Annotated in this window: 16 protein-coding genes; 8 read left to right on the forward strand and 8 right to left on the reverse strand. The window is 56.7% G+C overall.

Annotation, left to right across the window (positions count from 1 at the left end):
• The first annotated feature begins 62 nt into the window (after positions 1-62).
• Positions 63-1,412 carry a M23 family metallopeptidase gene (locus ACVDG4_RS04730; RefSeq protein ID WP_447234187.1) on the forward strand — a complete coding sequence of 450 codons (1,350 nt, stop codon included), beginning with the start codon at positions 63-65 and terminating at the stop codon, positions 1,410-1,412.
• On the opposite strand, the gene ACVDG4_RS04735 is transcribed toward ACVDG4_RS04730, so the two are convergent.
• The 4 genes from ACVDG4_RS04735 to ACVDG4_RS04750 all read right to left on the reverse strand — a co-directional run bounded on the left by ACVDG4_RS04735 (position 1,407) and on the right by ACVDG4_RS04750 (position 7,574).
• Positions 1,407-2,291 carry a DUF2971 domain-containing protein gene (locus ACVDG4_RS04735; RefSeq protein ID WP_447234188.1) on the reverse strand — a complete coding sequence of 295 codons (885 nt, stop codon included), beginning with the start codon at positions 2,289-2,291 and terminating at the stop codon, positions 1,407-1,409. The genes ACVDG4_RS04730 and ACVDG4_RS04735 overlap by 6 nt on opposite strands.
• Positions 2,292-2,372: 81 nt before the next feature.
• Positions 2,373-3,504 (reverse strand): peptide chain release factor 2 gene (gene prfB, locus ACVDG4_RS04740; RefSeq protein ID WP_133950167.1). Its coding sequence is split into 2 segments (ribosomal slippage): positions 2,373-3,434 and positions 3,436-3,504, totalling 1,131 coding nucleotides; the frame shifts between segments, so codons are not numbered across the junction.
• Between the two features lie 126 nt (positions 3,505-3,630).
• Positions 3,631-6,084, reverse strand: a complete 2,454-nt coding sequence (locus tag ACVDG4_RS04745) for a penicillin-binding protein 1A (RefSeq protein WP_447234189.1) — start codon at positions 6,082-6,084, stop codon at positions 3,631-3,633.
• A gap of 182 nt (positions 6,085-6,266) precedes the next feature.
• Complete coding sequence (locus ACVDG4_RS04750) at positions 6,267-7,574, reverse strand: N-acetylmuramoyl-L-alanine amidase (RefSeq protein ID WP_447234190.1); 1,308 nt, start codon at positions 7,572-7,574, stop codon at positions 6,267-6,269.
• A 654-nt stretch (positions 7,575-8,228) separates the two neighbouring features.
• Here ACVDG4_RS04750 and ACVDG4_RS04755 point away from each other — a divergent pair.
• A complete protein-coding gene (locus ACVDG4_RS04755; protein WP_447234191.1) occupies positions 8,229-11,003 on the forward strand; it encodes an Rne/Rng family ribonuclease in 2,775 nt (924 codons plus the stop codon).
• An 83-nt stretch (positions 11,004-11,086) separates the two neighbouring features.
• On the opposite strand, the gene ACVDG4_RS04760 is transcribed toward ACVDG4_RS04755, so the two are convergent.
• Entirely contained in the window at positions 11,087-12,247 is a 1,161-nt protein-coding gene (locus tag ACVDG4_RS04760) for a pyridoxal phosphate-dependent aminotransferase (RefSeq protein ID WP_447234192.1), read from the reverse strand.
• A 205-nt stretch (positions 12,248-12,452) separates the two neighbouring features.
• Between ACVDG4_RS04760 and ACVDG4_RS04765 the strand changes: the two genes are divergently transcribed.
• The 5 genes from ACVDG4_RS04765 (at position 12,453) to aat (ending at position 17,851) form a co-directional block, all read left to right on the forward strand.
• Complete coding sequence (locus ACVDG4_RS04765; RefSeq protein ID WP_306147311.1) at positions 12,453-13,919, forward strand: M48 family metalloprotease; 1,467 nt, start codon at positions 12,453-12,455, stop codon at positions 13,917-13,919.
• 53 nt (positions 13,920-13,972) lie between these two features.
• Entirely contained in the window at positions 13,973-14,749 is a 777-nt protein-coding gene (locus ACVDG4_RS04770; protein WP_447234193.1) for a DsbA family protein, read from the forward strand.
• 290 nt (positions 14,750-15,039) lie between these two features.
• A complete protein-coding gene (gene accB, locus ACVDG4_RS04775) occupies positions 15,040-15,510 on the forward strand; it encodes an acetyl-CoA carboxylase biotin carboxyl carrier protein (protein WP_133950181.1) in 471 nt (156 codons plus the stop codon).
• Positions 15,511-15,525: 15 nt separating this feature from the next.
• On the forward strand, positions 15,526-16,869 hold the full coding sequence (accC, locus tag ACVDG4_RS04780; protein ID WP_209177678.1) for an acetyl-CoA carboxylase biotin carboxylase subunit: 1,344 nt from the start codon (positions 15,526-15,528) through the stop codon (positions 16,867-16,869).
• 295 nt (positions 16,870-17,164) lie between these two features.
• Positions 17,165-17,851: a leucyl/phenylalanyl-tRNA--protein transferase gene (aat, locus tag ACVDG4_RS04785; RefSeq protein WP_447234194.1), complete on the forward strand. Its 687-nt coding sequence runs from the start codon at positions 17,165-17,167 to the stop codon at positions 17,849-17,851.
• Here the strand turns inward: aat and ACVDG4_RS04790 are convergent.
• The 3 genes from ACVDG4_RS04790 to ACVDG4_RS04800 form a co-directional block, all read right to left on the reverse strand.
• Positions 17,848-19,539, reverse strand: a complete 1,692-nt coding sequence (locus tag ACVDG4_RS04790) for a hypothetical protein (RefSeq protein WP_447234195.1) — start codon at positions 19,537-19,539, stop codon at positions 17,848-17,850. The two genes, aat and ACVDG4_RS04790, sit on opposite strands and share 4 nt — an antisense overlap.
• 182 nt (positions 19,540-19,721) lie before the next feature.
• Positions 19,722-20,108, reverse strand: a complete 387-nt coding sequence (locus ACVDG4_RS04795) for an NADH:ubiquinone oxidoreductase subunit NDUFA12 (RefSeq protein WP_133950189.1) — start codon at positions 20,106-20,108, stop codon at positions 19,722-19,724.
• 215 nt (positions 20,109-20,323) lie between these two features.
• Positions 20,324-21,013 carry a response regulator gene (locus ACVDG4_RS04800; RefSeq protein WP_133950191.1) on the reverse strand — a complete coding sequence of 230 codons (690 nt, stop codon included), beginning with the start codon at positions 21,011-21,013 and terminating at the stop codon, positions 20,324-20,326.
• 642 nt (positions 21,014-21,655) lie between these two features.
• Between ACVDG4_RS04800 and ACVDG4_RS04805 the strand changes: the two genes are divergently transcribed.
• A complete protein-coding gene (locus ACVDG4_RS04805) occupies positions 21,656-25,324 on the forward strand; it encodes a vitamin B12-dependent ribonucleotide reductase (protein WP_447234196.1) in 3,669 nt (1,222 codons plus the stop codon).
• Positions 25,325-25,385: the final 61 nt, after the last annotated feature.

Genomic DNA, 25,385 nt, shown 5'->3' on the forward strand with positions numbered 1-25,385 from the left:
TGTTAACCTTAAGGAATTCTAATCATCACAGGTGAAATGCAGAATGCAGCAGTGATCGAGTGATGACCCAAAAGCGCCCAGAAATGACGCGGACCTACCAAGTGCCCCACACAGAGGCACCGCACCGGCAGTCTTTGAAAGGCAATTTGAGAACGACCACCTATATCCTCCGACCGGTTCATCTGATTACCGGCGCCTTGACGTGCATCGCGGCGACCCTGATCGTAACCGGTGCCATCAGTTATCAGGTCATGCGATCCGGCATGGTGGCGGAAGTCAATGCCGAGCGCACCGAGGTCGCACTCCAGTACCAGGACCGCATTGCGCGCCTCCGCGCAGAAATCGAGCGTCTCAACAGTCGGCAGTTGGTTGACCGGGAAAGCGTTGAAATCCAGGTCATGGATGTGCTGCGCCGCCAGCAAGATCTCAATCAACGCCACACGATTGTGGCCGACCTGATGGCACGTGCTGAGAGCGTCGGGATCTACCTCAACACCGGCAAGCCGGTTCCCGCCCAAAAGCCAGCGATAGATGAAGGCCGGATTGCAGCCGCCCCCAAAGGCGATCGCACGGCCATGGGCGGCGAAAACGAGGTGATCTCCGAACCGGTCAAGGCGCTGGGCCTCAGGGATGCGTCGCGCAAGCCCTTTGATCCGCTGTCCGTTCTTCAGGGCACTGACGCACCTACCGGCGATGCCTTAAAAAAAAAGACTGAAAAACGCGCAGCCCTAGATGCCCTCAAAGCCGACATTTCAGAAATGGGCACGGAAAGCACCGCTGCCGTTGACGCTATAACTGTCGCGACAGAAAGCCGGATCGAAGACATTCTCGGCATCACCAAACCACTCGTCCCCAACCTCAACAAGGCTGTTCGTAGATCCTCCAGTCTTGGTGGGCCGTTTGAGCCGCTCAGTCAGACGAGTTTTGCCGATCGGCTGCACCGGGCAAATACCGCGCTTGATACCCTGAAGCGGGTAAAGTTCGCGGCGCTCCGCCTGCCCGTCAAACGCCCGGTCCGCAACGGCACGCTCTCAAGCGGCTACGGTCCGCGTATGGATCCTTTCTTGAACCGGCTCGCAATGCATTCGGGTCTTGATTTCAAAGCCCCCTATGGCGCGCGCGTTTATTCTGCTGCACCCGGCACCGTCATTTTCGCAGGATGGAAAGGCGGCTACGGCAAAATGGTTGAAATCCGCCACGCCAACGGCTTCATCACCCGCTATGCACACCTGAGCAAGATCCGGACGTCTGATGGCAGTCACGTTGTGGCCGGAGATGTGATCGGCAACATCGGCTCAACGGGGCGCTCGACCGGTCCGCACCTTCACTATGAGGTGCGCCAGAACGACCGGCCGACCAATCCGGCAACCTTCCTGCGCGCTGGCGAGAGACTGGCGAAACTGTCGCTATAGATTGACTATTTCATACTGAAGACCGTATTTCGATCGCTGCAGCTTTTGCAGTTTTGTATCCGGATACTGTTCATCTAGGATACGTTTGACTTCAGAAACGAACTCCGTACCTGACCGAATTCCAACAATTACTGAATGTAAGGTCGTGGGGTCAAATGCGACAAGTTCGCGTTTAGTATCTGAAATATTTTCCCTTACGAGCCTCCATTCCCTCTCAAAATGCCAATCACTATGTTTGTGAAGAAGAAATGTTTTGGGGTCGATGAACTCGTAAAGAGCTTTTGTCCCAGAGAGCCACTCAACTGCACGATAGTTATTGAGAGGACTTGGCGGCGTCGCAATGTATTTTACCGGAAAGGCATTTCGAAACATACTTTCAACAGAACTTGTAGAATAGCAGAGAACTGCCCCTTGGATGTTATCTGCATATAGCCCCCACATCGGCGCTATATTTCCAGATGAGGACATGCAAAACACCTGTGTGCTACGATCTATATGCTCGGCCATTTCTAACGAAAATTGCGAAAATCTCTCTGCCATGTTTTGCATGTTCTTTTGAACACCGGCTGTCATAAATTCAAAAAACCGTCCTCTAGAACCACTTAGGATTGGCTTTAATTCGCTCAGTGCTTGAGCGATCTCATTGTCCGGAAATGTATAATTCGGGTCGTTAAACATCCCCCATATTCGTTCAGTGGTCTCGAGTAGAACCTGTTTTTCGTCGACCTCGAACACTAAGTTCAGCTTCATATCAAAGTCGTCGTTAAATAATGAAGGGCTAGAGAACATAACCTTGCTACTCTCAAGAACCTTCAAGACACTTTCAGGAGATGAGTACTTGTACAATTTTGCGGGCAATTCGGAATTGGGTGAAGACATATCCAAATCCTCAAATCATCGACAACCATAAAAAAGGCGGAGCATAGCCCCGCCTTTTTCAACTCTATCGTGAAATATTACTCATTCAATATCCTCAACAACGACTTCGTCGCCGCCGAAGACCCGCTGGGCTAGCGCTGCTTCCATGAAGGAATCCAGGTCACCGTCCAGCACATCGTCCGGCGATGTGCTTTGCACACCGGTCCGCAGATCCTTGACCAGCTGATAGGGCTGCAGAACGTAAGAACGGATCTGGTGGCCCCAGCCGATGTCGGTCTTAGATGCAGCTTCGGCGTTTGCCGCTTCTTCACGCTTTTTCAGCTCGGCTTCATACAAACGCGCCTTCAGCATGCCCCAGGCAGTCGCCCGGTTCTTGTGCTGGGAACGCTCCGACTGACACTGCACAACAATACCGGTTGGCTGGTGCGTGATGCGCACAGCGGAATCAGTCGTGTTGACGTGCTGGCCGCCAGCGCCGGACGCGCGGTAGGTATCGATCCGGCAATCGCTCTCGTTGACATCGATCTCGATGCTGTCATCGATCACCGGGTAAACCCAGGCGCTGGAGAAGCTAGTGTGCCGACGCGCGTTGCTGTCATAAGGCGAAATCCGGACCAGACGGTGAACGCCAGATTCAGTTTTCAGCCAGCCATAGGCATTCTCGCCCTTGATGAGCAGCGTTGCTGATTTGATGCCGGCCTCTTCACCATCATGGTATTCTAGAAGCTCAACCTTGTAGCCGCGCTTTTCAGCCCAACGGCGGTACATGCGCAGCAGCATGGACGCCCAATCCTGGCTCTCCGTGCCCCCTGCCCCGGAGTTGATTTCCAGGTAGGTGTCGTTGCCGTCGGCCTCACCTGACAGAAGCGAATTCAGCTGAAGCTGATTGACCTTGTCCTTGAGCCCGCGCAGTGCCTCTTCGGCGTCCTCGACAACAGACTTGTCGTCTTCCATTTCACCGAGCTCGATCAGCTCGATGTTGTCCGCCAGATCCTGTTCCAGCCCCTTCACGCCATTGATGCCGTCATCAAGCTGCTGACGCTCGCGCATCAGTTTTTGGGCTTTGGCCGGGTCATTCCAGAGTTCGGGATCTTCAGAAAGAGCATTCAGCTCTTCCAGTCTTACCAGGGCTTGATCCCAGTCAAAGATGCCTCCTCAGCAGGCTTATGGCCTGCTTGATTTCATCAACGATGGCTTCCATCTCGGCGCGCATCGGATACCTCTCTTGATTGGTGAAAAGCCCGGAGCCTTGATTCAGGATCCGGGCTGAATTTGGAGCGGGAGATTAGCTTTCCGCAACTTTCCTGTAAACCACCACAAACGGCGTTTGTGGCAATCGTCAGTAGAGTCCGCCGGTGCCTTGCAGAACAGCCTGGCCGGCTTCGGGCGACACATAGGTTGGAACACCCATCGTGTCCTGGAACCCGATAACGGAATAGCTGTCCGGCGGGGCCATGCCCGGCTTGAAAGCCTCCAGGATCGCGCCCGGCGTTCCACCTGCTGTCCGCAATCCGGTGTTCTTGTTGATCGGGATCAGCTGGAGCCCGCGCGGGACACGGAACTCTACCGGCGGCTTTTCGGCGAGAGCTTGCTTGACGAATTCGGTAAAGATCGGTGCAGCCACCTGTCCACCGGTCGCGCCGCGGCCCATCGGCTTGGGATTGTCGAAACCGACGAAAACACCGACGGCGAGATCCGGCGTGTAGCCAACGAACCAGGCATCCTTTTCGTCATTCGTCGTGCCGGTCTTGCCGGCAACAGGACGATTGACGGCACGAACGGATGTCGCGGTTCCGCGCTGAACCACGCCTTCCATCATGGAGGTGATCTGATAAGCGGTCATCGGGTCGAGCACTTGCTCACGATTGTCGATCAAAGTTGGTTCGCTCTGACCATCCCAGGCATTTTGGGTACAGCCGTCACAAATCCGGCTGTCGTGCTTGTAGATCGTGCGGCCGTAGCGGTCCTGGATCCGGTCGATCAGGGTCGGACGCAGCTTCCGGCCGCCATTGGCAATGGTCGCATAAGCTGCGGTCATCCGAAGAACCGTGGTTTCCCCTGCACCGAGCGACATGGACAGAACCGGCAGCATGTTATCGTAGATGCCGAACCGCTTGGCGTATTCGGCCACCAGCGGCATGCCCATGTCCTGCGCAAGGCGCACGGTCATCACGTTCCTGGACCGTTCAATCCCGGTGCGCAAGGTTGATGGACCGTAGAACTTGCCGCCGTAGTTTTGCGGCCGCCAGGTCCCAAGGCCTGGGCCTTGTGAAATCTCAAGCGGCGCGTCCATTACCACAGATGACGGCGTGTACCCATTGTCGAGGGCTGCAGCATACAAGAACGGCTTGAAGGACGAGCCCGGCTGACGCCAAGCCTGTGTCGCCCGGTTGAATTCACTCTGGGCAAAGCTGAAGCCGCCGACCAGCGCCAAAACACGGCCGGTGTACGGGTCCATGGCGACGAGAGCACCAGACACCTTAGGGATCTGGCGAAGTTCATAAGTGCCAGGTGCAACGGCGCTTTCCTGAACATAGACCACATCGCCCGGCGCCAGAACGTCAGAGACGGCGGACGGTGCCCGGCCGCTGACCCGTGCCCATTTCATGGTATCAAGGAACAGCGGGCCCGCCTTGCGATCTTCCTCGAGCTGCCCGCTTTGAAGCCGCTTCGGTTGAATGCCAACCCGCGCTTCGCTGGTCCCGCTTTCCAGAACAACAGCCAGTGACCATTCCGGCAGATCGCTCAGCGCCTCGATTTTGGCAAGTTCCACGCCCCAGTCTGTGCCTGTGGAGATGCGGTCAATCGGACCGTTCCAGCTGCCGCGCTGGTGATCGAACTTGATCAGACCGTCCATCAAGGTCTTGCGTGCGATCTGTTGCATTTCCGGGTCGAGCGTGGACCGCACGGAAAGGCCGCCTTCATAAAGCCGCTTGGTGCCGAAGATATCAGCCACTTCACGGCGGACTTCTTCGGTGAAGTATTCTGCAGCGAAAAGCTTGGAGCCGTGACCGCGGAGCTTCACGGTAATCGGCTTTGCCTTGGCTTCTTCGCCGTCCTCAAAGCTCACATGACCGTCTTCAACCATGCGGTCGATCACATAGTTGCGGCGCGCAATAGCAGCCTCGGTTTTCCGGTAGGGGTGATAGTTGCTCGGCCCCTTCGGAAGCGCTGCAAGATAGGCCGCCTCTTCCAAAGCCAGCTCATGAACGGACTTGTCGAAGTAGATGAGCGAGGCCGCAGCTACACCATATGCGCCAAACCCGAAGTAGATCTCGTTGAGATAAAGCTCGAGGATCTCGTCCTTCGTGTAGGCCTGCTCTATGCGCAGCGCGAGGATGGCTTCCTTGATTTTCCGTTCAACGCGCAACTCGTTGGTCAGAAGGAAATTCTTCGCGACCTGCTGCGTGATCGTCGACGCGCCCTCCGGACGGCGGCCTGATCCATAATTCTGGATGAAGCGCACAGCCGCACGGGCAATACCCTCCGGATCAACACCCAGATGGGTATAAAAGTTCTTGTCCTCGGCAGAGATGAACGCCTGCTTCAAGCGGTCGGGCATCGCCTGAATCGGCAGAAACATCCGGCGCTGGGTCGCATATTCCGCCATGAGGCTGCCGTCTGCGGCATGAACACGGGTCATGACCGGCGGCTCATAGTTCTTCAGCGCACTATAGTCCGGTAATCCATCGTTGAGGTGTTGCAGATACATCCACACCCCAGCGGCCATCAGCAAGGCAAAGGCCGCGCCGATCCCAAATAGATAACCAAAGAACTTCACCAAGAATTTCATATGCGGGCTCGTCTTTCCCCGTCCAGCATGCCCTAACGTCTCTTACCACGCTTTTAAGGGCAGGCACATATCCGTGCCAATTGCGACAATAGCAGTGTTTGCCTAAGTCGTGCACATTTATGGCGATGCTGAGGCAAATACCAGCTAAAGGTTTCCGATTGTTTTTTCGCCGGTTGCACCGGTTATTGTGATACCGCCCCGTCCCGTCCGGCCAGGCGGGGCCTGAAGAAACTGTGGATGGCCTCTGTCATGGCGTCCGCCATCCGTTCCCGCCACTCTTCAGATATCAAGAGTTTCTCATCATGCGCATTCGACAGATAGCCGAGTTCGACCAAAACCGAGGGCACATCATGCGCTTTCAACACCCGGAAACCGGCTGATCTGTGCGGGTTTCGGATCAATCGAACAGCGCTCTGCAATTCGCCAATCAGGGTCTTGGCAAAATAGACGGAAAACGATCGGGTCTCGCGGCGGGCCAAATCAAGCAGAATGTCGGTCACTTCAGTCGGCTCTTCTTCGAGTTCAACACCCGCGATGATGTCCGACATGTTTTCGCTGGCGGCCAACTCCTCGGCAAGGTCATCCGATGCCCGGTCTGACAGGGTGTAAACAGTCGCTCCGCGCGCAAGTTTTTTGCCCCGCACCACCGAATCAGCGTGGATAGAAATAAAGAGATCAGCCGCCAAATCATGGCCGATCTGGACACGCTCTCCCAGCGGGATGAATGTGTCATCATCCCGGGTCAGATGGATCTGATAGAGACCGCCTTCTGAAAGCTTGTCCCGAAGCAGTTTGGAAAACTCCAGAACGATCGCCTTTTCCAAAGTTCCGCCGACACCAATCGCTCCGTAGTCAATGCCGCCATGCCCCGGATCCAGCACGATCACTGGTTTGCTGTTCGCGCGTTGCGCAGTCAGAAGATCGGTTTTCGGTGCGGCAGCCTCCCGGCTGGCTGTGCGCTTTGACCGGGTTTCAGAGACAAACTCCGCAAATTCTTCATCGCTGGCCCGAACAAGATCGATCACCAGGCGCGATGGCTGATCGTCGATCGAGGGCAAAAACAGTGTCTTGTCCACCCGGACCGGTGCAGCCAAGTCCACAACCACGCGGGACTTTCCGACGGCGAATAGGCCAAACCGCCAGTCACGAACGAGCCCCTGCTCCGCATTTTGCGCTCTCTTATTAAACGCAAAGGTCACTTCCGGCAGATCCAGAATGAGCCGGTAGGGCGTTCCAAGTGCGGAAATCACAGGGGTGATCTGCGTGTTGAGTTCAAAAACGATTCGTGTCCGGTCTTCGTCACCGGCGACGCGCGCGGCTGAGATGACAGGCTTGTCAGCCGCCAGTGCCGCCGCCCCATATGCTGATACAAGGAGCGCAAGTGAAAAGACCGCGAGCGCAATAACCCATTGGATCGCCAGAACAATCGCCAGCACACCGGCAAAGCCGCTTGATGCCGGTGATTTCAGCACTTTTATGTTATCAGCCATTCTCATCAAATCAGATCGCCTTGAACCTTCGAGGTTTTATGCCATTCGCCCCCTATTCGATAGGGAAAATGCCTTAGGCTGTTCAGTTTGCTTGCAAACCTTGTTCGCGGATCGTAAAAGTACCTTACGGATTCAGGTTTGAAACCGATACTGTCCGATGTGGCAAAAGGATGGACATATCCACAATGCCATCGGTTTACGGGCCCATAAAACGATAGAACAGAGGCCGTTCTGCCGTATCACGGGCGATCCGAAACCTCAAATGGACAGCATATCGGCGGTTGCTGACGATCCATCGCCCCTTGGCGCTGCAAACGTTTGAACGTGCAGTCTTTCGGGGTCGAAGGGGATAACCAGACCAGCCTGACCCGACCGGGACCAGATCCATGGCCACGAGGCCAGCTGAGCCGGAACACAGATTGATAGACTTAACTCAAGGGCTTGCGTTGCCCCGAAGGACCCGCGTGATGCAAATGCTGATCAACATCGAACAAGCCCCCGCCTTAGGTGCGGCCGCTTGTTTTGATCAGCCAAACGCGCCGGGCGCAGACGCCCTTGCTCACAACAGCAAAACAAGTACGGCGGCCATCCTCCTTTCGGGCGATGCGCGCTTCAGATGCGCGCACATGAGCGCCGCCGTGGAGAAATTCAATAATGGCAAACAAGATGCTGATCGACGCGGGCCACCCGGAAGAGACCCGGGTCGTCGTCGTCCGCGGCAATCGAGTTGAAGAATTCGATTTTGAAGCAGCGAATCGCAAACAGCTGCGTGGTAACATTTATCTGGCGAAGGTCACACGGGTCGAACCCTCCCTTCAGGCAGCTTTTGTAGAATACGGCGGAAACCGGCACGGTTTTCTGGCATTCAGCGAAATTCACCCGGACTACTATCAAATCCCGGTTGCCGACCGGGAGGCTTTGCTCGCGGCCGAAGCTGCTGAGCGCCAACCCGATGAAACCGAACAGGAAGAAAAGCCGAAACGCCGGCGCCGGTCACGGGCAGCGCGCAACGAATCGGATGGAGATACTGTTGCCAGTGAAAAGGTCGAGGCCGCAGACGAAGACGGGTCTGATCCAGAAGCAAATGCCGACAGTGATTTAGAAGCTACGGAATCGGTAGCTGCCGACAGCAACGACGAAGCCGATGCTGATGCCGTCTCCGATAGCGAAACAGCTGATGAGAACACCGTCGATGCTCAGTTTGCAGACGCGGACGCCGAGACAGCGTCTGATGAAAACGAAGATGATGCCAAACCGGCCCGTGCGCGCCGCCGGCGCCGCCGCAAGTCTGATGTCGAAGCAGCAGCAAGCGACGACGCAGGCGACAATGGCGACGACGAAGTTGAATCGGTTGGCGCGGAAGACGCTCTGGAAGAAGTGCCGGAGCGCCGCGCTCCGATGCGTAAGCAATACAAGATCCAGGAAGTCATCAAGCGCCGCCAGATCATCCTGGTGCAAGTCGTAAAAGAAGAGCGCGGCAACAAGGGCGCGGCTCTAACCACCTATTTGTCCTTGGCAGGCCGGTATTCCGTTTTGATGCCGAACACGGCCCGTGGTGGCGGGATCTCCCGCAAGATCACACAGCCAACAGACCGCAAGCGGCTCAAGAAAATAGCAACTGAGCTGGATGTGCCGGAAGGCATGGGCGTTATCCTGCGCACTGCAGGCGCAAGCCGCACCAAGGCAGAGATCAAGCGCGACTTTGAATATCTCATGCGGCTCTGGGAGAATGTGCGCGAGCTGACATTAAAATCGAGCGCGCCGAGTCTCGTTTATGAGGAAGGCAGTCTGATCAAACGATCGATCAGGGACCTCTACAACAAGGACATTGACGAGGTTTCGGTCGCAGGCGACGAAGGCTACCGGGAGGCAAAAGACTTCATGCGCATGCTCATGCCGAGCCATGCCAAGAACGTCCAGCCGTATCGCGACCCCTCCCCGCTGTTCATCCGCTATGGCGTGGAACCGCAGCTTGATGCCATGTTCTCGCCGCACGTGACCCTGAAGTCAGGCGGATACATTGTTATCAACCAGACCGAGGCTCTGGTTTCCATCGACGTGAACTCGGGCAAGTCGACCCGCGAACACAACATTGAGGACACCGCCCTTCAGACCAACCTGGAAGCCGCCGAGGAAGTGACAAGGCAGTTGCGCCTGCGCGACCTTGCCGGACTTGTTGTGATCGACTTCATCGATATGGAGGAATCGAAAAACAACCGGGCGGTCGAGCGGAAACTGAAGGACTGCCTAAAGAACGACCGCGCGCGGATCCAGGTCGGACGGATTTCCCATTTCGGTCTTCTGGAAATGTCGCGCCAGCGGCTGCGCACCGGTGTTCTGGAGAGCTCCACCACACCCTGTCCGCATTGTCAGGGCACGGGCATGATCCGGTCGGTGGAATCTGTGGCACTCCATGTACTGCGGTCCATCGAAGACAACCTTCTCAAGGGCGCAACGCACGATCTGATCATTCGGACGTCTGCTGAAGTCGCTCTTTATATCCTCAATCAGAAACGCTCGAACCTGTTCGACCTTGAGGTGCGGTTCCTGGTCGGTATCGAGGTCCAGGCAGACCATATGGTCAACGGACAGCTGTATGTTCTGGAACGCGGCGCCCTGATTGATCGCGATCGTCAGCCAATGCCGACAGCGACTGTCCAGCCGGACATGATCGATATCATCGACGAAGATACCGAGCAGCCGGTTGTTGAGGAACAAGCTCAGCAGGAAGATGACAATGGCGACCGCCGTCGTCGTCGTCGCCGCAAGCGCCGCCGGGGTGGTTCCGACGCTCAAAGCGACGAGACCTCAGAGGCAAATGCCGACAGCGAAAACGCTGATGGTGAACAGGCCGAAGCGCGCGGCTCGGACGACGACAACGACGATGAGCCGCGCCGCAAACGGCGCCGGGGCCGGCGGGGTGGTCGCCGTGGTCGCCGTGACGACGAGATGGAAAACCAGGCGGATGATGCCAACGGCTCTGACGGCGACTCGTCTGATACACCGGTCTCTGACGACAACTCGGACGCTCAACCGACTGAAGCAACTGCTGCATCCGATGCACCGGGATCGGAAACTGTCGCGGCTGCCGACCCCGGCACCCCGGATCAGCCGGTTAATGGCGTCGATACGAGCGCATCGGAGCCGTCTGAAGCTGTAGAACCTTCACAGGCAGCGGAAACTGAAACTGAAACTGCGGAGAGCACTGAGGAACCGGTCGCTCAAGCGGATAGAGCGGAAGACATCGTCATCGATACTCCAGTCTCCGAGCAGCCGGTCGAAGCTGAAGCGGTTGCAGACGAACCGGAAGAGCCGATTAAGCCTTCTGCTCCAGCCGAGCCCGTTGTGACGAGTGAAACATCTGGCGAAGAAAAAGCCGACAAGCCGAAACGCGGCGGTTGGTGGCAACGCGGACGATCGTTCTTTTAACGATCGCTCAGCATCAACCAAAAGAACCAAAGGCGGCCGTCATGGCCGCCTTTTTGTTTGAAACCGGGCTTTGCTGGCGCTTATCAGATCCAGTCCTTCAAACGCTGCAAAGCGGTTTTCATGTCGTCATGAGCGCCGGCGAAAGAGAAACGCATGAACTCCTTGCCATGGACCGGATCAAAATCAACACCCGGCGTCGCTGCGACTCCGGCCTCATGAAGCATCCGTTTTGCAAAATCGAGGCTGTCATCGCTGAACCGGCTGATGTCAGCGTAGATGTAAAATGCGCCGTCCACCGGCAGCAGTTTGTCAAATCCGATCTCCGGCAATCCCTTCACCAGCAATTCCCGGTTTGCCGCATAGCCAGCTTTGACAGCCTCCAGTTCCTGAACAGCATCCAGCGCCGACGCGGCTGCGATCTGGGACAGCTCCGGTGGTGATATGTAAAGGCTCTGCGCAATGCGTTCAGTTGGCCTGACAAGTTGTTCGGGCAGCACCATCCAGCCAATCCGCCAGCCGGTCATACAATAATATTTCGAGAAGCTGTTGATGATAATGGCGTTTTGCGATGTTTCGAGAGCTGTTTTCTGCTCTCCGGCATAATCCAGACCATGATAGATCTCGTCGGAGATGAACCAGATCCCGGCTTGATCACAATATGTGATCAGATCGGACAAGGCTTCGGCGGTCATCATGGTGCCGGTCGGATTTGCCGGACTTGCAACAAGAACACCCCGCACCGGACCGTCCTTCTGTGCATCATCCAAATGGTCTGGTGTCAGGCTCCAACGGGTCTCCGCCCCCACTTCGACTTCAACGGGTATTAGGCCCAAGGCTTTGATGATGTTCCGATAGGCCGGGTACCCCGGTGCGGTCAGGACTATGCGGTCACCGGGATCAAACGCTGCCAGGAAGGCGAGATTAAACCCGGCGGACGATCCGGTCGTTGCCATGATCCTGCCAGACGGCACATCCACCCCATACGCCTTCCGGTAATGAGAGGACAAAGCCTCCCGCAACGGCTTGATCCCGAGAGCTTCCGTGTATCCCAGCTTGCCGTGTTTCAGTGCTGCATCCGCCGCCGCAAGGGCAGTTTTTGGTGCCGGAGCAGATGGCTGCCCAACTTCCATATGGATGATGGACCGTCCGGCAGCTTCCAAAGAGGCCGCTTCCGACAACACATCCATGGCAATGAACGGTGCAACATCACTGCGTTTTGACGGCTGAAAACGGTCCGATGCCATGTCTGATCCTTTTGAACTGCAAGCGCCTTTAAGGCCAATTAACCCCTGCCCCTAAACGCGGATGAACCTTTGCGCAAGTCCCTGAAAAAGGCAGCGCCGCCGCAGAAACAAATGACGCTGAATTTTTCTTTATTGCATCCGGCATTTCTTGACCCCAAGGGTTCCGGCCCATACCTTCGCCACAAACATGTTTCAACGCTCTGGAATGCCCTTGTCATCCGATCGCCCAAAAGGCCTCACAGAAGTCCTTGCCGCGCCTGTTCGCGGTCTCGCTTGCCTGATCAAAACGCCTGCTGCAACCGCGCGGAAAGCGGTGACCTTGACCTGCGCTGCCGCTTTGGTCTTGCCGATTCTGCTTTCTCCTGCCCACGCACAAAGAAAACTGCCGCTGGTTCGCGATGCGGAAGTGGAAGGTCTCTTGCGCGATTATGCGAAACCGATCTTCCGCGTTGCCGGTATCGGCAGTTCCGAACCCACGATCATTCTCGTCAATGACAAGACATTCAACGCCTTCGTTCCTGATTCCCGCCGGATGTTCATCAACATCGGCGTGATCCTGGAATCGGAAACACCTGGCGAAGTCATTGGCGTTCTGGCGCATGAGACCGGCCACATTGCAGGCCGCCACCTCGTTCGCATGCGGGCCGCGGCTTCAAATGCCCAGATCATGTCGGTTATCGCCATGATCTTGGGGGCTGGCGCCGCAGCTGCTGGTGCTGCCAGCGGCTCCGGTTCGGCCACAAGCGGCGGTGCGGCGGCCATTGTCGGCGCCGGCTCTCTCGGCCAACGCTCGTTCCTCGCCTACCGGCGCAGCGAAGAAGCGGCAGCCGACCGCGCGGCGCTGCGCTATCTGGATCAGACCGGTCAAAGCGCCCGCGGTCTGTTGCGCAACTTCCAGCGCATGGCCGAGCAGCAAATGTTTTCAAAGCAATTTGCAGACCCTTATGCGATCAGCCACCCAATGGCCCAGGACCGCTTCAATGGGCTCTTGCGGGAAGCTCAGGAGTCAAAGCACTTTGACAAGCCTGAGGATTACGTCCTGCAACATCGGCACGATATGGCTAAGGCAAAACTGTTTGCCTTCACCAGCCATCCGTCAGCGACCTTGCGCACCTATCCGCGCAAGGACAAAAGCCTGCCAGCGCAGTATGCACGGGCCATTGCAGCCATGCAGAGCCGTGGCAAGGGCGCTGTGGGCGAGATCGACAAGCTGATCCGGCAACATCCGACAAATCCCTATTTTCATGAGCTGAAGGGCCAAGCCCTCCTTGAAGGCGGTGATCCGAAAAGCGCGATCGCCCCATTCCGCAGAGCGCTCTCGATTCGGCCAAACGAGCCGCAATTCATGGTCTGGCTTGGCTATGCCCTGGTTGCATCCAACAATCCGGCCAATCTTGCTGAAGCGGAAAGCGTGTTGAAGCGCGCAATACAGCGCGATTCCAACTCAGGCACCGCCTACGCACAGCTTGCGATCGCGCACGGGCGCCAAGGGGAACGGGCCGAAGCCGATCTTGCGACAGCCAAGGGCCTGATGGTGCGGGGCGAATTCGAGGCAGCCAAACGATACGCAGCCCGTGCTCAAAAAAGTTTGAACCGTGGGTCAGCTGCATGGCTGCAAGCAGATGATATTGTCGCCTACAAACCACCCAGCGTGCCAGGACAACGGCGCTGATTATTTTGACCTCACGGCTGATGCGCTTTTGCCTTCAGTCTCAGGAGCATGACATGACCCCTTTCTCAAATTTGCTGCGTTTGCCGATGGCCCGATTTGCAGCTGCACTCGGATTGACAGTTTCGGTCTTCAGCACGCCTGCGATCGCGCAAGACATTGACCGGGGCGAAATTGAAAAGATCGTGCGCGAGTACATTCTGAAAAACCCGGAAATCATTACCGAGGCTCTGACAGAGCTGGAACGCCGGGAACAGGAAGCTGAAGAAGCTGCGCGCCGTGAAGTTCTCACCAGCAGCGCGGATATTCTTTATAACTCGACCCGCCAGGTCGTGCTCGGGAACCCGCAGGGCTCAGTCACTTTGGTCGAATTTTTTGATTACAATTGCGGCTACTGCAAACGCGCCTACGGCGACATGGTCCGCTTGATGGACGAGAACCCCGATCTGCGAGTGGTTTTGAAAGAGTTCCCGGTGCTCGGCCAGCCGTCTGTCGAAGCAGCCCAGGTCGCGATCGCGGTCAACTCCGTTGCACCGGAAAAGTATCATGCATTCCATGAGGCGCTCATGACCCGGCGCGGTCAGGCCAATCTTGCCAGTGCCATGGAAGCAGCAACGGGCGCCGGTATTTCGACAGAAGATCTCCAAGCGGCGATGGCAACCGACGAGGCCGGGCAGACAATCGAAGAGGTTTACTCGCTGGCCAACCGTCTTGGACTGACGGGAACACCGTCTTATGTAATCGGCGATGAAGTGGTGATGGGAGCTGTCGGCTACGATCAGCTGAACTCCAAGCTTTCCGACCTGAAGAATTGCGGCGAAACAACCTGTTAATGAACGGCATCCGAACGCGGATTTCTTTATGAGAGATCCGTTTTCAGGGGTTTTCCTGCCTGATTTGAATGCCTATAAGGAGCTGTGTCGGTTTCGTAAGGAAATCAGACAAAGTATCTAGATCCGCTATACAATCCGGCGGAGCAAAGAGCGTGTTGTTGATCAGGTAATAGTAAGCCGGTCCAGTCTAAATCCGAGATTGGTTTGGCAACAACTTTATTGACCGGTTCCGCCGGGAGATTTCCGTCAGCGTTGCGCTAGTTGCGGCCCGAGTACGAGAGCCAGAAGACATGAACAAAGATAACAAGAGTTTCGATACGGCCCTGATCCGCGATCTTGCGGTGCTGCTTGATGAAACCAATCTGTCCGAGATCGAACTGGAAAAAGGCGACACGCGGATCCGCGTCGCGCGCCAGATTTCCATCAGTGCACCGGTCAGCGTTGCAGCGCCTGCTGCCCCTGCCCCGGCTGCAGCACCGGCCGCGGCGGCGGCTCCGGCAGCCGCGCCTGCTGACGCCGCACCAGCACAGGGCACCGTGGCTTCCCCGATGGTCGGCACGGCCTACATGGCAGCAGAACCGGGCGCAGCGCCGTTCGTTCAAGTTGGCGACAAGGTGGCTGAAGGTCAGACGATCCTGATCATCGAAGCCATGAAAACCATGAACCACATTCCGTCCACCAAGGCGGGCACCGTCAAGCAGATCCTTGTGGAAGACGCCCAGCCGGTGGAATTCGGCGAACCGCTCATTATCGTCGAATAAGGAGCCGGTCCGGCCATGTTCTCCAAAATCCTCATTGCTAACCGCGGTGAAATTGCCCTGCGCATCCTGCGCGCTTGTAAAGAGCTCGGCATTTCCACGGTCGCGGTCCATTCCACGGCAGATGCCGATGCCATGCATGTCCGCCTCGCGGACGAAAGCGTGTGCATTGGACCACCGGCAGCGCGGGACAGTTACCTGAACATTCCGCAGCTTCTGGCCGCGTGTGAAATCACAGGCGCAGACGCAGTTCACCCGGGTTACGGTTTCCTGTCCGAAAACGCCCGGTTTGCTGAAATCCTGGAAGCGCACAACATTGTCTTCATTGGCCCGACCTCTGATCACATCAAGATCATGGGCGACAAGATCCAGGCCAAGCAAACGGCCAAAGATCTCGGTATTCCAGTGGTCCCCGGCTCAGATGGCGCGGTTACGCCGCAAGACGATGCGCATGCGATTGCTCGCGAAATCGGATATCCGGTTCTCGTCAAAGCCGCAGCCGGTGGCGGCGGACGCGGCATGAAGGTGGCGCAGACCGAAGCCGAACTCGATACCGCTCTGTCAACGGCCCGCTCGGAGGCAAAGGCTGCCTTCGGCGACGACGCCCTATACATGGAAAAGTACCTCGGCAAGCCGCGGCACATCGAGATTCAGGTCTTGGGCGACGGTCAGGGCAACGCTGTCCATCTGGGTGAGCGCGACTGCTCCTTGCAGCGCCGCCATCAGAAAGTTTTGGAAGAGGCTCCGTCCCCGTCCCTCAACCCCGAACAGCGCGCGGAAATTGGTGAAATCGTTGCCAATGCGATGCGCAAGCTAAAGTATCGCGGTGTTGGTACGGTCGAGTTCCTGTATGAAAACGGTGAGTTCTACTTCATCGAAATGAACACCCGTCTCCAGGTGGAACACCCGGTGACCGAGATGATCACCGGCATCGATCTGGTGAACGAGCAGATCCGGATTGCGGCGGGCGGCTCGCTGGACATGACCCAGGACGACATCACGTTCGACGGTCATGCAATCGAGTGCCGGATCAATGCGGAAGATCCGCAAACTTTCGCTCCGTCTCCGGGCACGATCACCTACTACCACCCACCGGGCGGTTTGGGTGTGCGCGTCGATTCAGGTGTTTATCAGGGCTACAAGATCCCGCCTTATTATGACAGCCTGATCGGCAAGCTGATCGTGCATGGCCGTAACCGTGTGGAATGCATGATGCGCCTGCGCCGGTGCCTGGATGAATTCGTCGTGGATGAGATCAAGTCGACCATCCCGCTGTTTCGGAACCTGGTTGAAAACCAGGATATCGCAAACGGCCAGTACGACATTCACTGGCTTGAGCAATACCTGGCCAACAAGAAGTAAAGTCATAAGGGGCGGCAACGCCCCTTATTCTTTTCAAGTGTCAGCGCCAGTCCCACCGTTCGGTGCTCACCTTTGTCCACTTACCGACATGCAGAACACCGTGTGCGTGGACCCAAAAACAGAATTGCCGGTTGAAGACTCGATTTTCGGTGTTTCCAAAACCCTTGAACTCGAAAACACTACATTTGAAAGTTCGGGGGCCATGCCCCAATTTGTTATAGAGGCGGTTTTCCCATAACGCTGTCTGGACCGGGATTCTGCAAGCCAGTCCCAGCGCGAGGAACCAAGAGGATCCATGGCAGGATACCAGAACGACGTCATCTTCGAGATCACGCCCCAGGTGCTGCTGAAAGCCTATGCTTGCGGGCTGTTTCCGATGGCCGAATCTGCCGACGATCCGGGCCTGTTCTGGCTGGAGCCCGAACAGCGCGGCATCCTGCCGCTCGATACTGTCCATGTTCCGCGCCGATTAAAACGCACAATCCGCAACGACCTCTTTGAAATCCGCATCAGCACTGATTTTCAGGGCGTCATTGACGGATGCTCCGCTCCCATGCCGGGCCGGCAAAAGACCTGGATTAACCGGGAGATCCGGCGGCTCTACGGCGAGCTGTTTGAGATGGGCCATTGCCACACAGTCGAGGCCTGGCAGAACGGGGATCTTGTGGGCGGGCTCTACGGTGTGAGCCTCAACGGTGCTTTCTTCGGAGAAAGCATGTTCTCCTTCAAGACAGATGCATCAAAGGTCTGCCTGATACACTTGGTGGCCCGGCTCAAAAAGGGCGGATACACGCTTCTCGATACACAATTCGTCACCGGCCACCTTGCCAAGTTCGGCACACTCGAAGTTCCGAAGGATGAATACAACGTCCTTTTGAGTTCCGCCCTGCAGCAGGAAACCGACTTCTACGCGCTCTCCACAAAAGCAACTGGCGCTGACATCCTCAGCATCCTGGACGGCCAGTCGGACGCCTCCTTCTAGACAAATCCGATAATCGTTTCTGTGAGGGCCTTGTTTATTTCAGCCTGCCCGCCATCCATGCTGGAGAGAAAAGCTGGCGTGCTGATGGGAATGCTGATGGTGTAGTTGGATGCGGTCGCAAAGCCGTTACCACTGACATAAACACATTCGCAGTTCATCTCGTTTGTTGCTTCCTGACTGGATGTGAGCTGCTCATTTTCCTCATTATAGGAAAATTTGTATGAGCAACTGCTGCCACCTGCAACCTGCCTCAAGACGAACAAGTCTCCGTCCCGTTTTGCTACCCTGAAAGGCAACTGCACATCCTGAAACTGCCTCAGATTCGCACCACCGGGGTAGACATCATTGTCTCCCCTGTCCCCCAGGCCAGCAACAGTGATCACCGGATTTCCCGGATTGGCGACCAGCTCTACTTCGATGTAGCCACTTTTTCGCAGAACTTTCAGTGTACTGACATTGTCATTGTTTGTTTTCGTTGAGGTCAGCTGCATGCCGTACTCTCCGATAAAGTAAGAGAACTGGACAATCGTCACGGCATCGACCAGCGGCGTCGCCGGAAAACTGTTTGCGACATAGCATTCTGCCGGAACGGTCAGCTGCACACTGTCGGTTTGTTCGGTCGTGACGGCCAATTCGGTCTGGTGGCTCTCCATTGTTTGCTTCGTGTAGGAAAACGGCGAGCCGATCGTGAACAAGTCTCCAATTCCCACCTGCGGGATGCTGTATTGCTTGGACTTGGTTTTCTGAAAAATATCGATGGTGCCGTTTTTCCGGGATTCTCCATGACCGAAGGTACAGGTCATTGACAGGCCGGACGGATTTTTCTTGAACGGGATTTGAAAACTGAGGCCTTCCAGATTTTCGAACATTCCGGAAATCATGTTTTTGATATCGACCACAGAAATCAGGCTGAAGTTGTCCAGGTAACTCCGGGTTTTGCCAACAAAACTGGAATACCGGATATTGATGACGTGATTGCCTTTGCCGTCCGCTGCCGACAATTGCAAACCGGTATCGTTGATCGACCAGTACATGTAGTAGTCGTTTTTTCTGGGGGCGTTGAATGTTGAGACAGCCCTCTCAACGGCAGTGATCATTTGTGTTGGATCTTGCCCGACCGCGGGAACCGCGAGGGCCGTTGATGAGAATGTGCCGGATGCCGCCGCGAGATAAACGTACTTGGCTTCGTTTTGCTGGTCCCGGCCGATGACCAAAAACGCGACGAGTCGGGTCCCGTACCGGTCCTGCGTCTTGCCTTCCGATTTCCGGGTTGTGCAATAGTATGTCCGCAGTTCCGTGATCTCCAAAAACTGCATGAGGTTGAGAGCGGGCGCGCCGAGTACGACGTCTCCACTCTCCGTTTCCAGACCAATCTGGAACTTGCTGTTCTGCGCCCCGGTCGCCTCCATCGCCCGAAGCGGATAGACGTCCGCCGGATCCTTGTTTTTCTTGAAACCAAAACTGATTGTTTGCAGCTGCGCCGCCAGTTCAGGGGCCACCATTGTCCGTGGGCAAGGCCGGCCGCGTAGTGCTGTCAGGTTTTGGGCATGGGCTTGGTTGTCCGACAAAGCCGCCGTGTCCTGAAGACCTGCCTGTAGTTTTTCTCGTACGCCGACAAAGTCTGCATTGACCTGTTCGACCTGCTGGTTTGCTTGCGGATCTGTCAAACGGGAGTAGGTGATGATCATGCGGATTGCCCTCGAAATCAGAAGAGATGTCCGAAAGACGCATGACACGGCGATTTGTGAGCCAGTTCGTTAAACCGGGTCCAACACTAACCAGCTTCAACCGATTGGCGGCGCGCTCCCAAACGGCCAAACGAAAAAGGGCCCGCGTCAGCGAGCCCTTAAAAAACAAATAGGTACTTGGCTTACTGGCCCGGCGTCCACGCCTGATAATCGCCGGTAACTTCGGGGCGTTTTTCCGGCGTCAGGATCGAGCCGTGAGGGCGATAGGCTTCCGGTGTTCCGGTATGATTGGCCTCGTGCGGCTTTTGCCAGCTTTTCGCGTGGTAGTTTTCATCGACCGGCGCCGTGTCGACACGGTGATGCATCCAGCCATGCCAGCCTGGAGGAATGCTGGAAGCTTCCGCGAGGCCATTATAAATAACCCAGCGTTTCTTGCCGTCGCGTTCCTTGTAGTACTTGTTGCCGAACTCGTCTTCGCCGACGAACTCACCCTTCCGCCATGTGAAGAACCGCGTACCCATTGTATGGCCGTTCCACCAGGTGAAGATTTCAAGCAGAAGTTTTTTCATGGCCCTTGAAAGGTCCCTTGATCTCAAGTCGCATCAACAAAGGCTTATAAGCGCCTTCGGAATTTTGCCGGACTATGGCGTCAAGTGCCGCTGCTGTCCAGTGCTGCATTGCCGCAAGCCCCGGAAATTCGACGAATCGCAACAGGGGTCATCAACCCTACCCGTCTTTGCAACTCTTCCGGCTGGAAAGGTTTGGCGGTCTGCATCGGCAAACTCTACGCCGATCTGCCATTCCTGATATGACGCGACGCGGCTGACTGTTTCTTTGCGCGCTGCGCAAAGCCGCGTCCAATAATTTTTGGTTCCTCGGGCTGCTGCTTCTTCTTGTCAAAGGCTTCCTGAACCACGTCGTCTACCTCGGCGCGTTTTTGGACAGCTGTCCTGTGGTTGACCCGGGCGGCGGCAAGCGACTTCATCTTCTCCGCCTGCTGGTCCATCAGCTTCTGGATGCCATAGATGTTGTAGAAACCGGAGTTCTCAAGAACCATCGGCCGGTCGTCATGAAGCACCCACTCGATTCGCTTGTAGAGCGTCGACGGCGACAATGGTTTGACCAGCACATGATGCGCCCCTGCCCTCAGAGCCTTGTCGACAAGCGGCCGTGTGCCGTGGGCGGTGATAAAGAGAATCGGCACGAAGCACAGCGGTTCCATGTGCTTGTGCCGGATAAGGCGTAACAGCTGATATCCGGTGGTCGGGGCCATGCGCCAATCTGTAATGATCAGATTGGGCGGTTCGGCAAGGCTTGCTTCCAGAGCATCATCGACCGAATCAAATGTGCGTACCCGCGCAACCTTGAAGCTCAAAAGGGTCGAGCGCAGGATGGTTTGCATCGGCTTGCTGTCTTCAACAACAACAACGTCAATGTCATCCATCGCCAAGCCAAAGGCAGCATGATGTTTCATAAAGGCGGTCCTCGATCCCTTGTGCAGGATCACTAAACCAGACCGGGCTTAAACCGCGTTGAAGTGCACTGATGCCATTTTCTTAAAAGTTTCATAAAATTTGAGCTATCTTCATCCACAGACTTTGCACGGCACATAATTACGGCTCTTTTGCCTGTTTCGGCAGTTTCCCGGGCCCACCGGAGTGCCGGAGTGCCAAGGTCCCCGCTATCCACATAGACACACAAGATTTTGCGCTTGCCCACAACATGAGCACTACCTGTTGTCGTCAGCGGGTTGACCTTAAGGATTCATTTACTTTAGTTTCCTAATCATTGCGATGTGCGTAATCGGAGGCTCTCCCGGGCGCTCCGGTCATCCAGAAACACCAGTCTTAAGCGTACCCGTACAGGATTCGAAAGCTCGATCCTGAGCGCGGTTTCGTGCGTCCTGCTTCTGGCTACATGTCGTGACAAACCTGTTGATGAATACTATATGTAGTGGATCATTAACGAAGAGGCGCTAGATACAGACATCCAGTCTGTGACATACAGACTCAAGACCCGGCGGCAGAGGCCAGTTACGACACCACGCCGGGCGCATGTGGAAATGATCAATCGGTTCGGGGCGAACCGTCGGGGATTTTAAAGGGGACTTGAGAAAATGCGGATCGAGCGGCGCTACACCAAGGAAGGCCAATCGCCTTACGCCAGCATAGACTTCCGGACAGCAACAAGTGAAATCCGGAACCCGGATGGATCGATTGTTTTCCAGCTGAAGGACATTCAGGTTCCGGCACAATTCTCTCAGGTCGCATCTGACATCCTCGCTCAAAAATATTTCCGCAAGGCAGGCGTTCCGGCCAAGCTGAAGCCGGTGGAAGAGAACACGGTTCCTTCCTGGCTGTGGCGGCAGGAAGCAGACGAGAAAGCTCTAGCGAAACTCCCCGAGGACGAGCGCTACGGCTCTGAAATGGATGGCCGTCAGGTTTTTGACCGGCTCGCCGGCACCTGGACCTACTGGGGCTGGAAAGGTGGGTATTTTGACACCGAATCCGACGCCCAGGCCTTCTATGACGAGCTGCGTTACATGCTCGCGACTCAAAAAGTCGCTCCGAACTCCCCGCAATGGTTCAACACCGGCCTTCACTGGGCGTATGGCATCGATGGCCCGAGCCAGGGCCATTATTACGTCGATTTCCAGACCGGCAAGCTGACCAAATCCAAGACCGCTTATGAGCACCCGCAGCCGCATGCGTGCTTTATCCAGTCCGTTGGCGATGACCTCGTCAATGACGGCGGCATCATGGACCTGTGGGTGCGTGAAGCGCGCCTCTTCAAGTACGGCTCCGGCACCGGCTCCAACTTCTCTCACGTCCGTGCTGAGGGTGAAAAACTTTCCGGCGGCGGCAAGTCGTCCGGTCTGATGAGCTTTTTGAAGATCGGTGACCGGGCCGCGGGCGCCATCAAATCCGGCGGCACCACCCGCCGCGCGGCGAAGATGGTCGTGGTCGACGCAGACCATCCGGACATCGAGGAGTACATCAACTGGAAGGTCAAGGAAGAGCAGAAGGTTGCGGCCCTCGTGACCGGCTCCAAGATCTGCCAGAAGCACCTGACAGCCATCATGCGCGCCTGCGTCAACTGCGAAGCGGACAACGGTGATTGCTTTGATCCGGCGAAAAACCCGGCGCTGAAGCGCGAAATCCGCGCGGCCAAGAAGATGATGGTGCCGGAGAACTACATCCAGCGCGTCATCCAGTTCGCCAAACAGGGCTTCACCAAGATCGAATTCCCGACCTACAACACGGACTGGGATTCTGAGGCTTACCTGACCGTTGCTGGCCAGAACTCCAACAACTCCGTCCGCGTCACCGACGGCTTCCTGAACGCTGTTGTTGAAGACAAAGATTGGGACCTGACCGCGCGCAAGACCGACACCGTCCTGAAGACGGTCAAGGCGAAGGAGCTTTGGGAGCAGATCGGTTACGCAGCCTGGGCGTCTGCTGATCCGGGCCTTCAGTACCACACCACCATCAACGACTGGCACACCTGCCTTGCAGATGGCGAGATACGTGCGTCGAACCCGTGCTCGGAATACATGTTCCTGGACGACACCGCCTGTAACCTGGCGTCCCTGAACCTGATGCAGTTCCGCAATGAAGACGGGTCCTTTGCGATCGACAACTACGAGCATGGCGTCCGCCTGTGGACCATTGTTCTGGAAATCTCGGTCTTGATGGCACAGTTCCCGTCCCGCGAAATTGCAGAGCTTTCCTACAAGTTCCGCACGCTCGGCCTTGGATACGCCAATATCGGCGGCCTTTTGATGACGTCCGGCATTCCGTACGATTCCGATGAAGGCCGCGCGATCTGCGGCGCCCTCACCGCTGTCATGACCGGTGTTTCCTACGCAACATCTGCCGAAATGGCCGGCGAACTGGGCTCCTTCCCGGGCTACAAGAAAAACGCCAAGCACATGCTGCGCGTCATTCGCAACCACCGCCGCGCCGCCCATGGTGAGGCTGAGGGATACGAGGGTCTGAACACCAACCCGGTGCCGCTCGACCACGCCTCCTGCCCGGAACCGATCCTGATCGACCGCGCCAAGAAGGCCTGGGACCGCGCTATGGAACTTGGCGAAAAGAACGGTTTCCGCAACGCGCAATCGACCGTCATCGCCCCGACCGGCACGATCGGTCTGGTCATGGACTGTGACACTACGGGCATTGAGCCGGACTTTGCTCTTGTGAAGTTCAAGAAACTCGCGGGCGGCGGCTACTTCAAGATCATCAACCGCGCTGTTCCGGAAGCCCTGCGCAAACTCGGTTACACGGAAAGCGAAATCGGCGAGATCGAAGCCTATGCCGTTGGTCATGGCTCCATCGATCAGGCACCGGGCATCAATCCGGCCTCGCTGAAAACCAAGGGCATTACCGACGAAAGCCTTGCCAAGCTGAAGGACGGCATGAAGTCCGCCTTCGACATCAAGTTCGTCTTCAACCGCTGGACGCTTGGCGACGATCAGATGAAGGCGCTCGGCGTGACCGACGAGCAGCTGGAAGATCCGGAATTCGAACTGCTGTCATTCCTTGGCTTCTCCAAGGCGGACATCGAAGCTGCCAACACCCATGTGTGCGGTGCGATGACCCTCGAAGGCGCACCGTTCCTCAAGGAAGAACACTATCCGGTGTTCGACTGCGCCAACCCGTGCGGGCGCATCGGCAAGCGCTTCTTGAGCGTTGAAAGCCACATCCGCATGATGGCAGCTGCCCAGCCGTTCATCTCCGGCGCGATCTCCAAGACGATCAACATGCCGAACGATGCGACCGTTGAGGACTGCAAGGAAGCGTACATGCTCTCCTGGAAGCTTGCCCTGAAAGCCAACGCGCTTTACCGCGATGGTTCCAAGCTCAGCCAGCCGCTCAACTCCCAGCTGCTCAGCGACGACGACGATGAAGCCGAGGATGCGGCAGAAGAAATCGCAGCTCTCCCGGCAGCTGCCAAGGCAGAGGTCGTTGCCGAACGCATCGTCGAGCGCATCGTGGAACGCGTGGTGCGCGAGCAGGAAAAACTGCCGACCCGCCGCAAGGGCTACACCCAGAAGGCAAAGATCGGCGGGCACACCGTGTTCCTGCGGACCGGCGAATATGAAGACGGCCGTCTCGGTGAGATCTTCATCGACATGAACAAGGAAGGCTCGGCCCTTCGGGCGTTCATCAACAACTTCGCCATCTCCGTCTCGCTCGGCCTGCAGTACGGCGTGCCGCTCGAAGAGTATGTGGACGCCTTCACCTTCACCAAGTTCGAGCCGGCCGGCATGGTTCAGGGCAATGATGCGATCAAAAACGCAACGTCGATCCTCGACTATATCTTCCGCGAGCTGGCCGTGTCCTATCTTGGCCGCCATGAACTGGCCCACGTTCCGCCGGAAGTCTTCAGCGGTGACAAGGTTTCGGCTGGCACCATGAAGGACAAGAAGGACAACGGCATGGTGTCCCATGGCCTCGTCCGCGGTCAGACCGAGCGGTTCCGCCTGGTTTCCGATGAGCCGGCAGGTGAAGTCACTCAGGCGATCACGGCTGAGCTCGCCGGCACTCCGGCAGCACAGACATCTGCCGTCGCAACGGCCTTTGCCCGCGGCGCAGAAGCGGCGGTTGCCGTGGAAGTCTCCCCTGCCCCGCAGGTCAAGACAGCGGCCCAGCAGATCGCGCAGGCCCGGATGAAAGGCTATGAAGGCGAAAGCTGTGCGGAATGCGGCAACTTCACCATGGTGCGCAACGGCACTTGCCTGAAGTGCGACACCTGCGGCTCCACCTCCGGCTGCAGCTAAGACCTTAGCCGGGAGTTCGCCCAGACCGGCCACTGCCGGTCTCAGCGCGGCTCCCGGCGCC

It is taken from the genome of Roseibium sp. MB-4, assembly GCF_053005265.1.

Bases quoted from the DNA above. Each gene is read 5' to 3' on its own strand.
- ACVDG4_RS04730 (WP_447234187.1), top strand. From the start codon at position 63: ATGACCCAAAAGCGCCCAGAAATGACGCGGACCTACCAAGTGCCCCAC.
- ACVDG4_RS04735 (WP_447234188.1), bottom strand. From the start codon at position 2,291: ATGTCTTCACCCAATTCCGAATTGCCCGCAAAATTGTACAAGTACTCA.
- ACVDG4_RS04745 (WP_447234189.1), bottom strand. From the start codon at position 6,084: ATGAAATTCTTGGTGAAGTTCTTTGGTTATCTATTTGGGATCGGCGCG.
- ACVDG4_RS04750 (WP_447234190.1), bottom strand. From the start codon at position 7,574: ATGGCTGATAACATAAAAGTGCTGAAATCACCGGCATCAAGCGGCTTT.
- ACVDG4_RS04755 (WP_447234191.1), top strand. From the start codon at position 8,229: ATGGCAAACAAGATGCTGATCGACGCGGGCCACCCGGAAGAGACCCGG.
- ACVDG4_RS04760 (WP_447234192.1), bottom strand. From the start codon at position 12,247: ATGGCATCGGACCGTTTTCAGCCGTCAAAACGCAGTGATGTTGCACCG.
- ACVDG4_RS04765 (WP_306147311.1), top strand. From the start codon at position 12,453: ATGCCCTTGTCATCCGATCGCCCAAAAGGCCTCACAGAAGTCCTTGCC.
- ACVDG4_RS04770 (WP_447234193.1), top strand. From the start codon at position 13,973: ATGACCCCTTTCTCAAATTTGCTGCGTTTGCCGATGGCCCGATTTGCA.
- accB (WP_133950181.1), top strand. From the start codon at position 15,040: ATGAACAAAGATAACAAGAGTTTCGATACGGCCCTGATCCGCGATCTT.
- accC (WP_209177678.1), top strand. From the start codon at position 15,526: ATGTTCTCCAAAATCCTCATTGCTAACCGCGGTGAAATTGCCCTGCGC.
- aat (WP_447234194.1), top strand. From the start codon at position 17,165: ATGGCAGGATACCAGAACGACGTCATCTTCGAGATCACGCCCCAGGTG.
- ACVDG4_RS04790 (WP_447234195.1), bottom strand. From the start codon at position 19,539: ATGATCATCACCTACTCCCGTTTGACAGATCCGCAAGCAAACCAGCAG.
- ACVDG4_RS04795 (WP_133950189.1), bottom strand. From the start codon at position 20,108: ATGAAAAAACTTCTGCTTGAAATCTTCACCTGGTGGAACGGCCATACA.
- ACVDG4_RS04800 (WP_133950191.1), bottom strand. From the start codon at position 21,013: ATGAAACATCATGCTGCCTTTGGCTTGGCGATGGATGACATTGACGTT.
- ACVDG4_RS04805 (WP_447234196.1), top strand. From the start codon at position 21,656: ATGCGGATCGAGCGGCGCTACACCAAGGAAGGCCAATCGCCTTACGCC.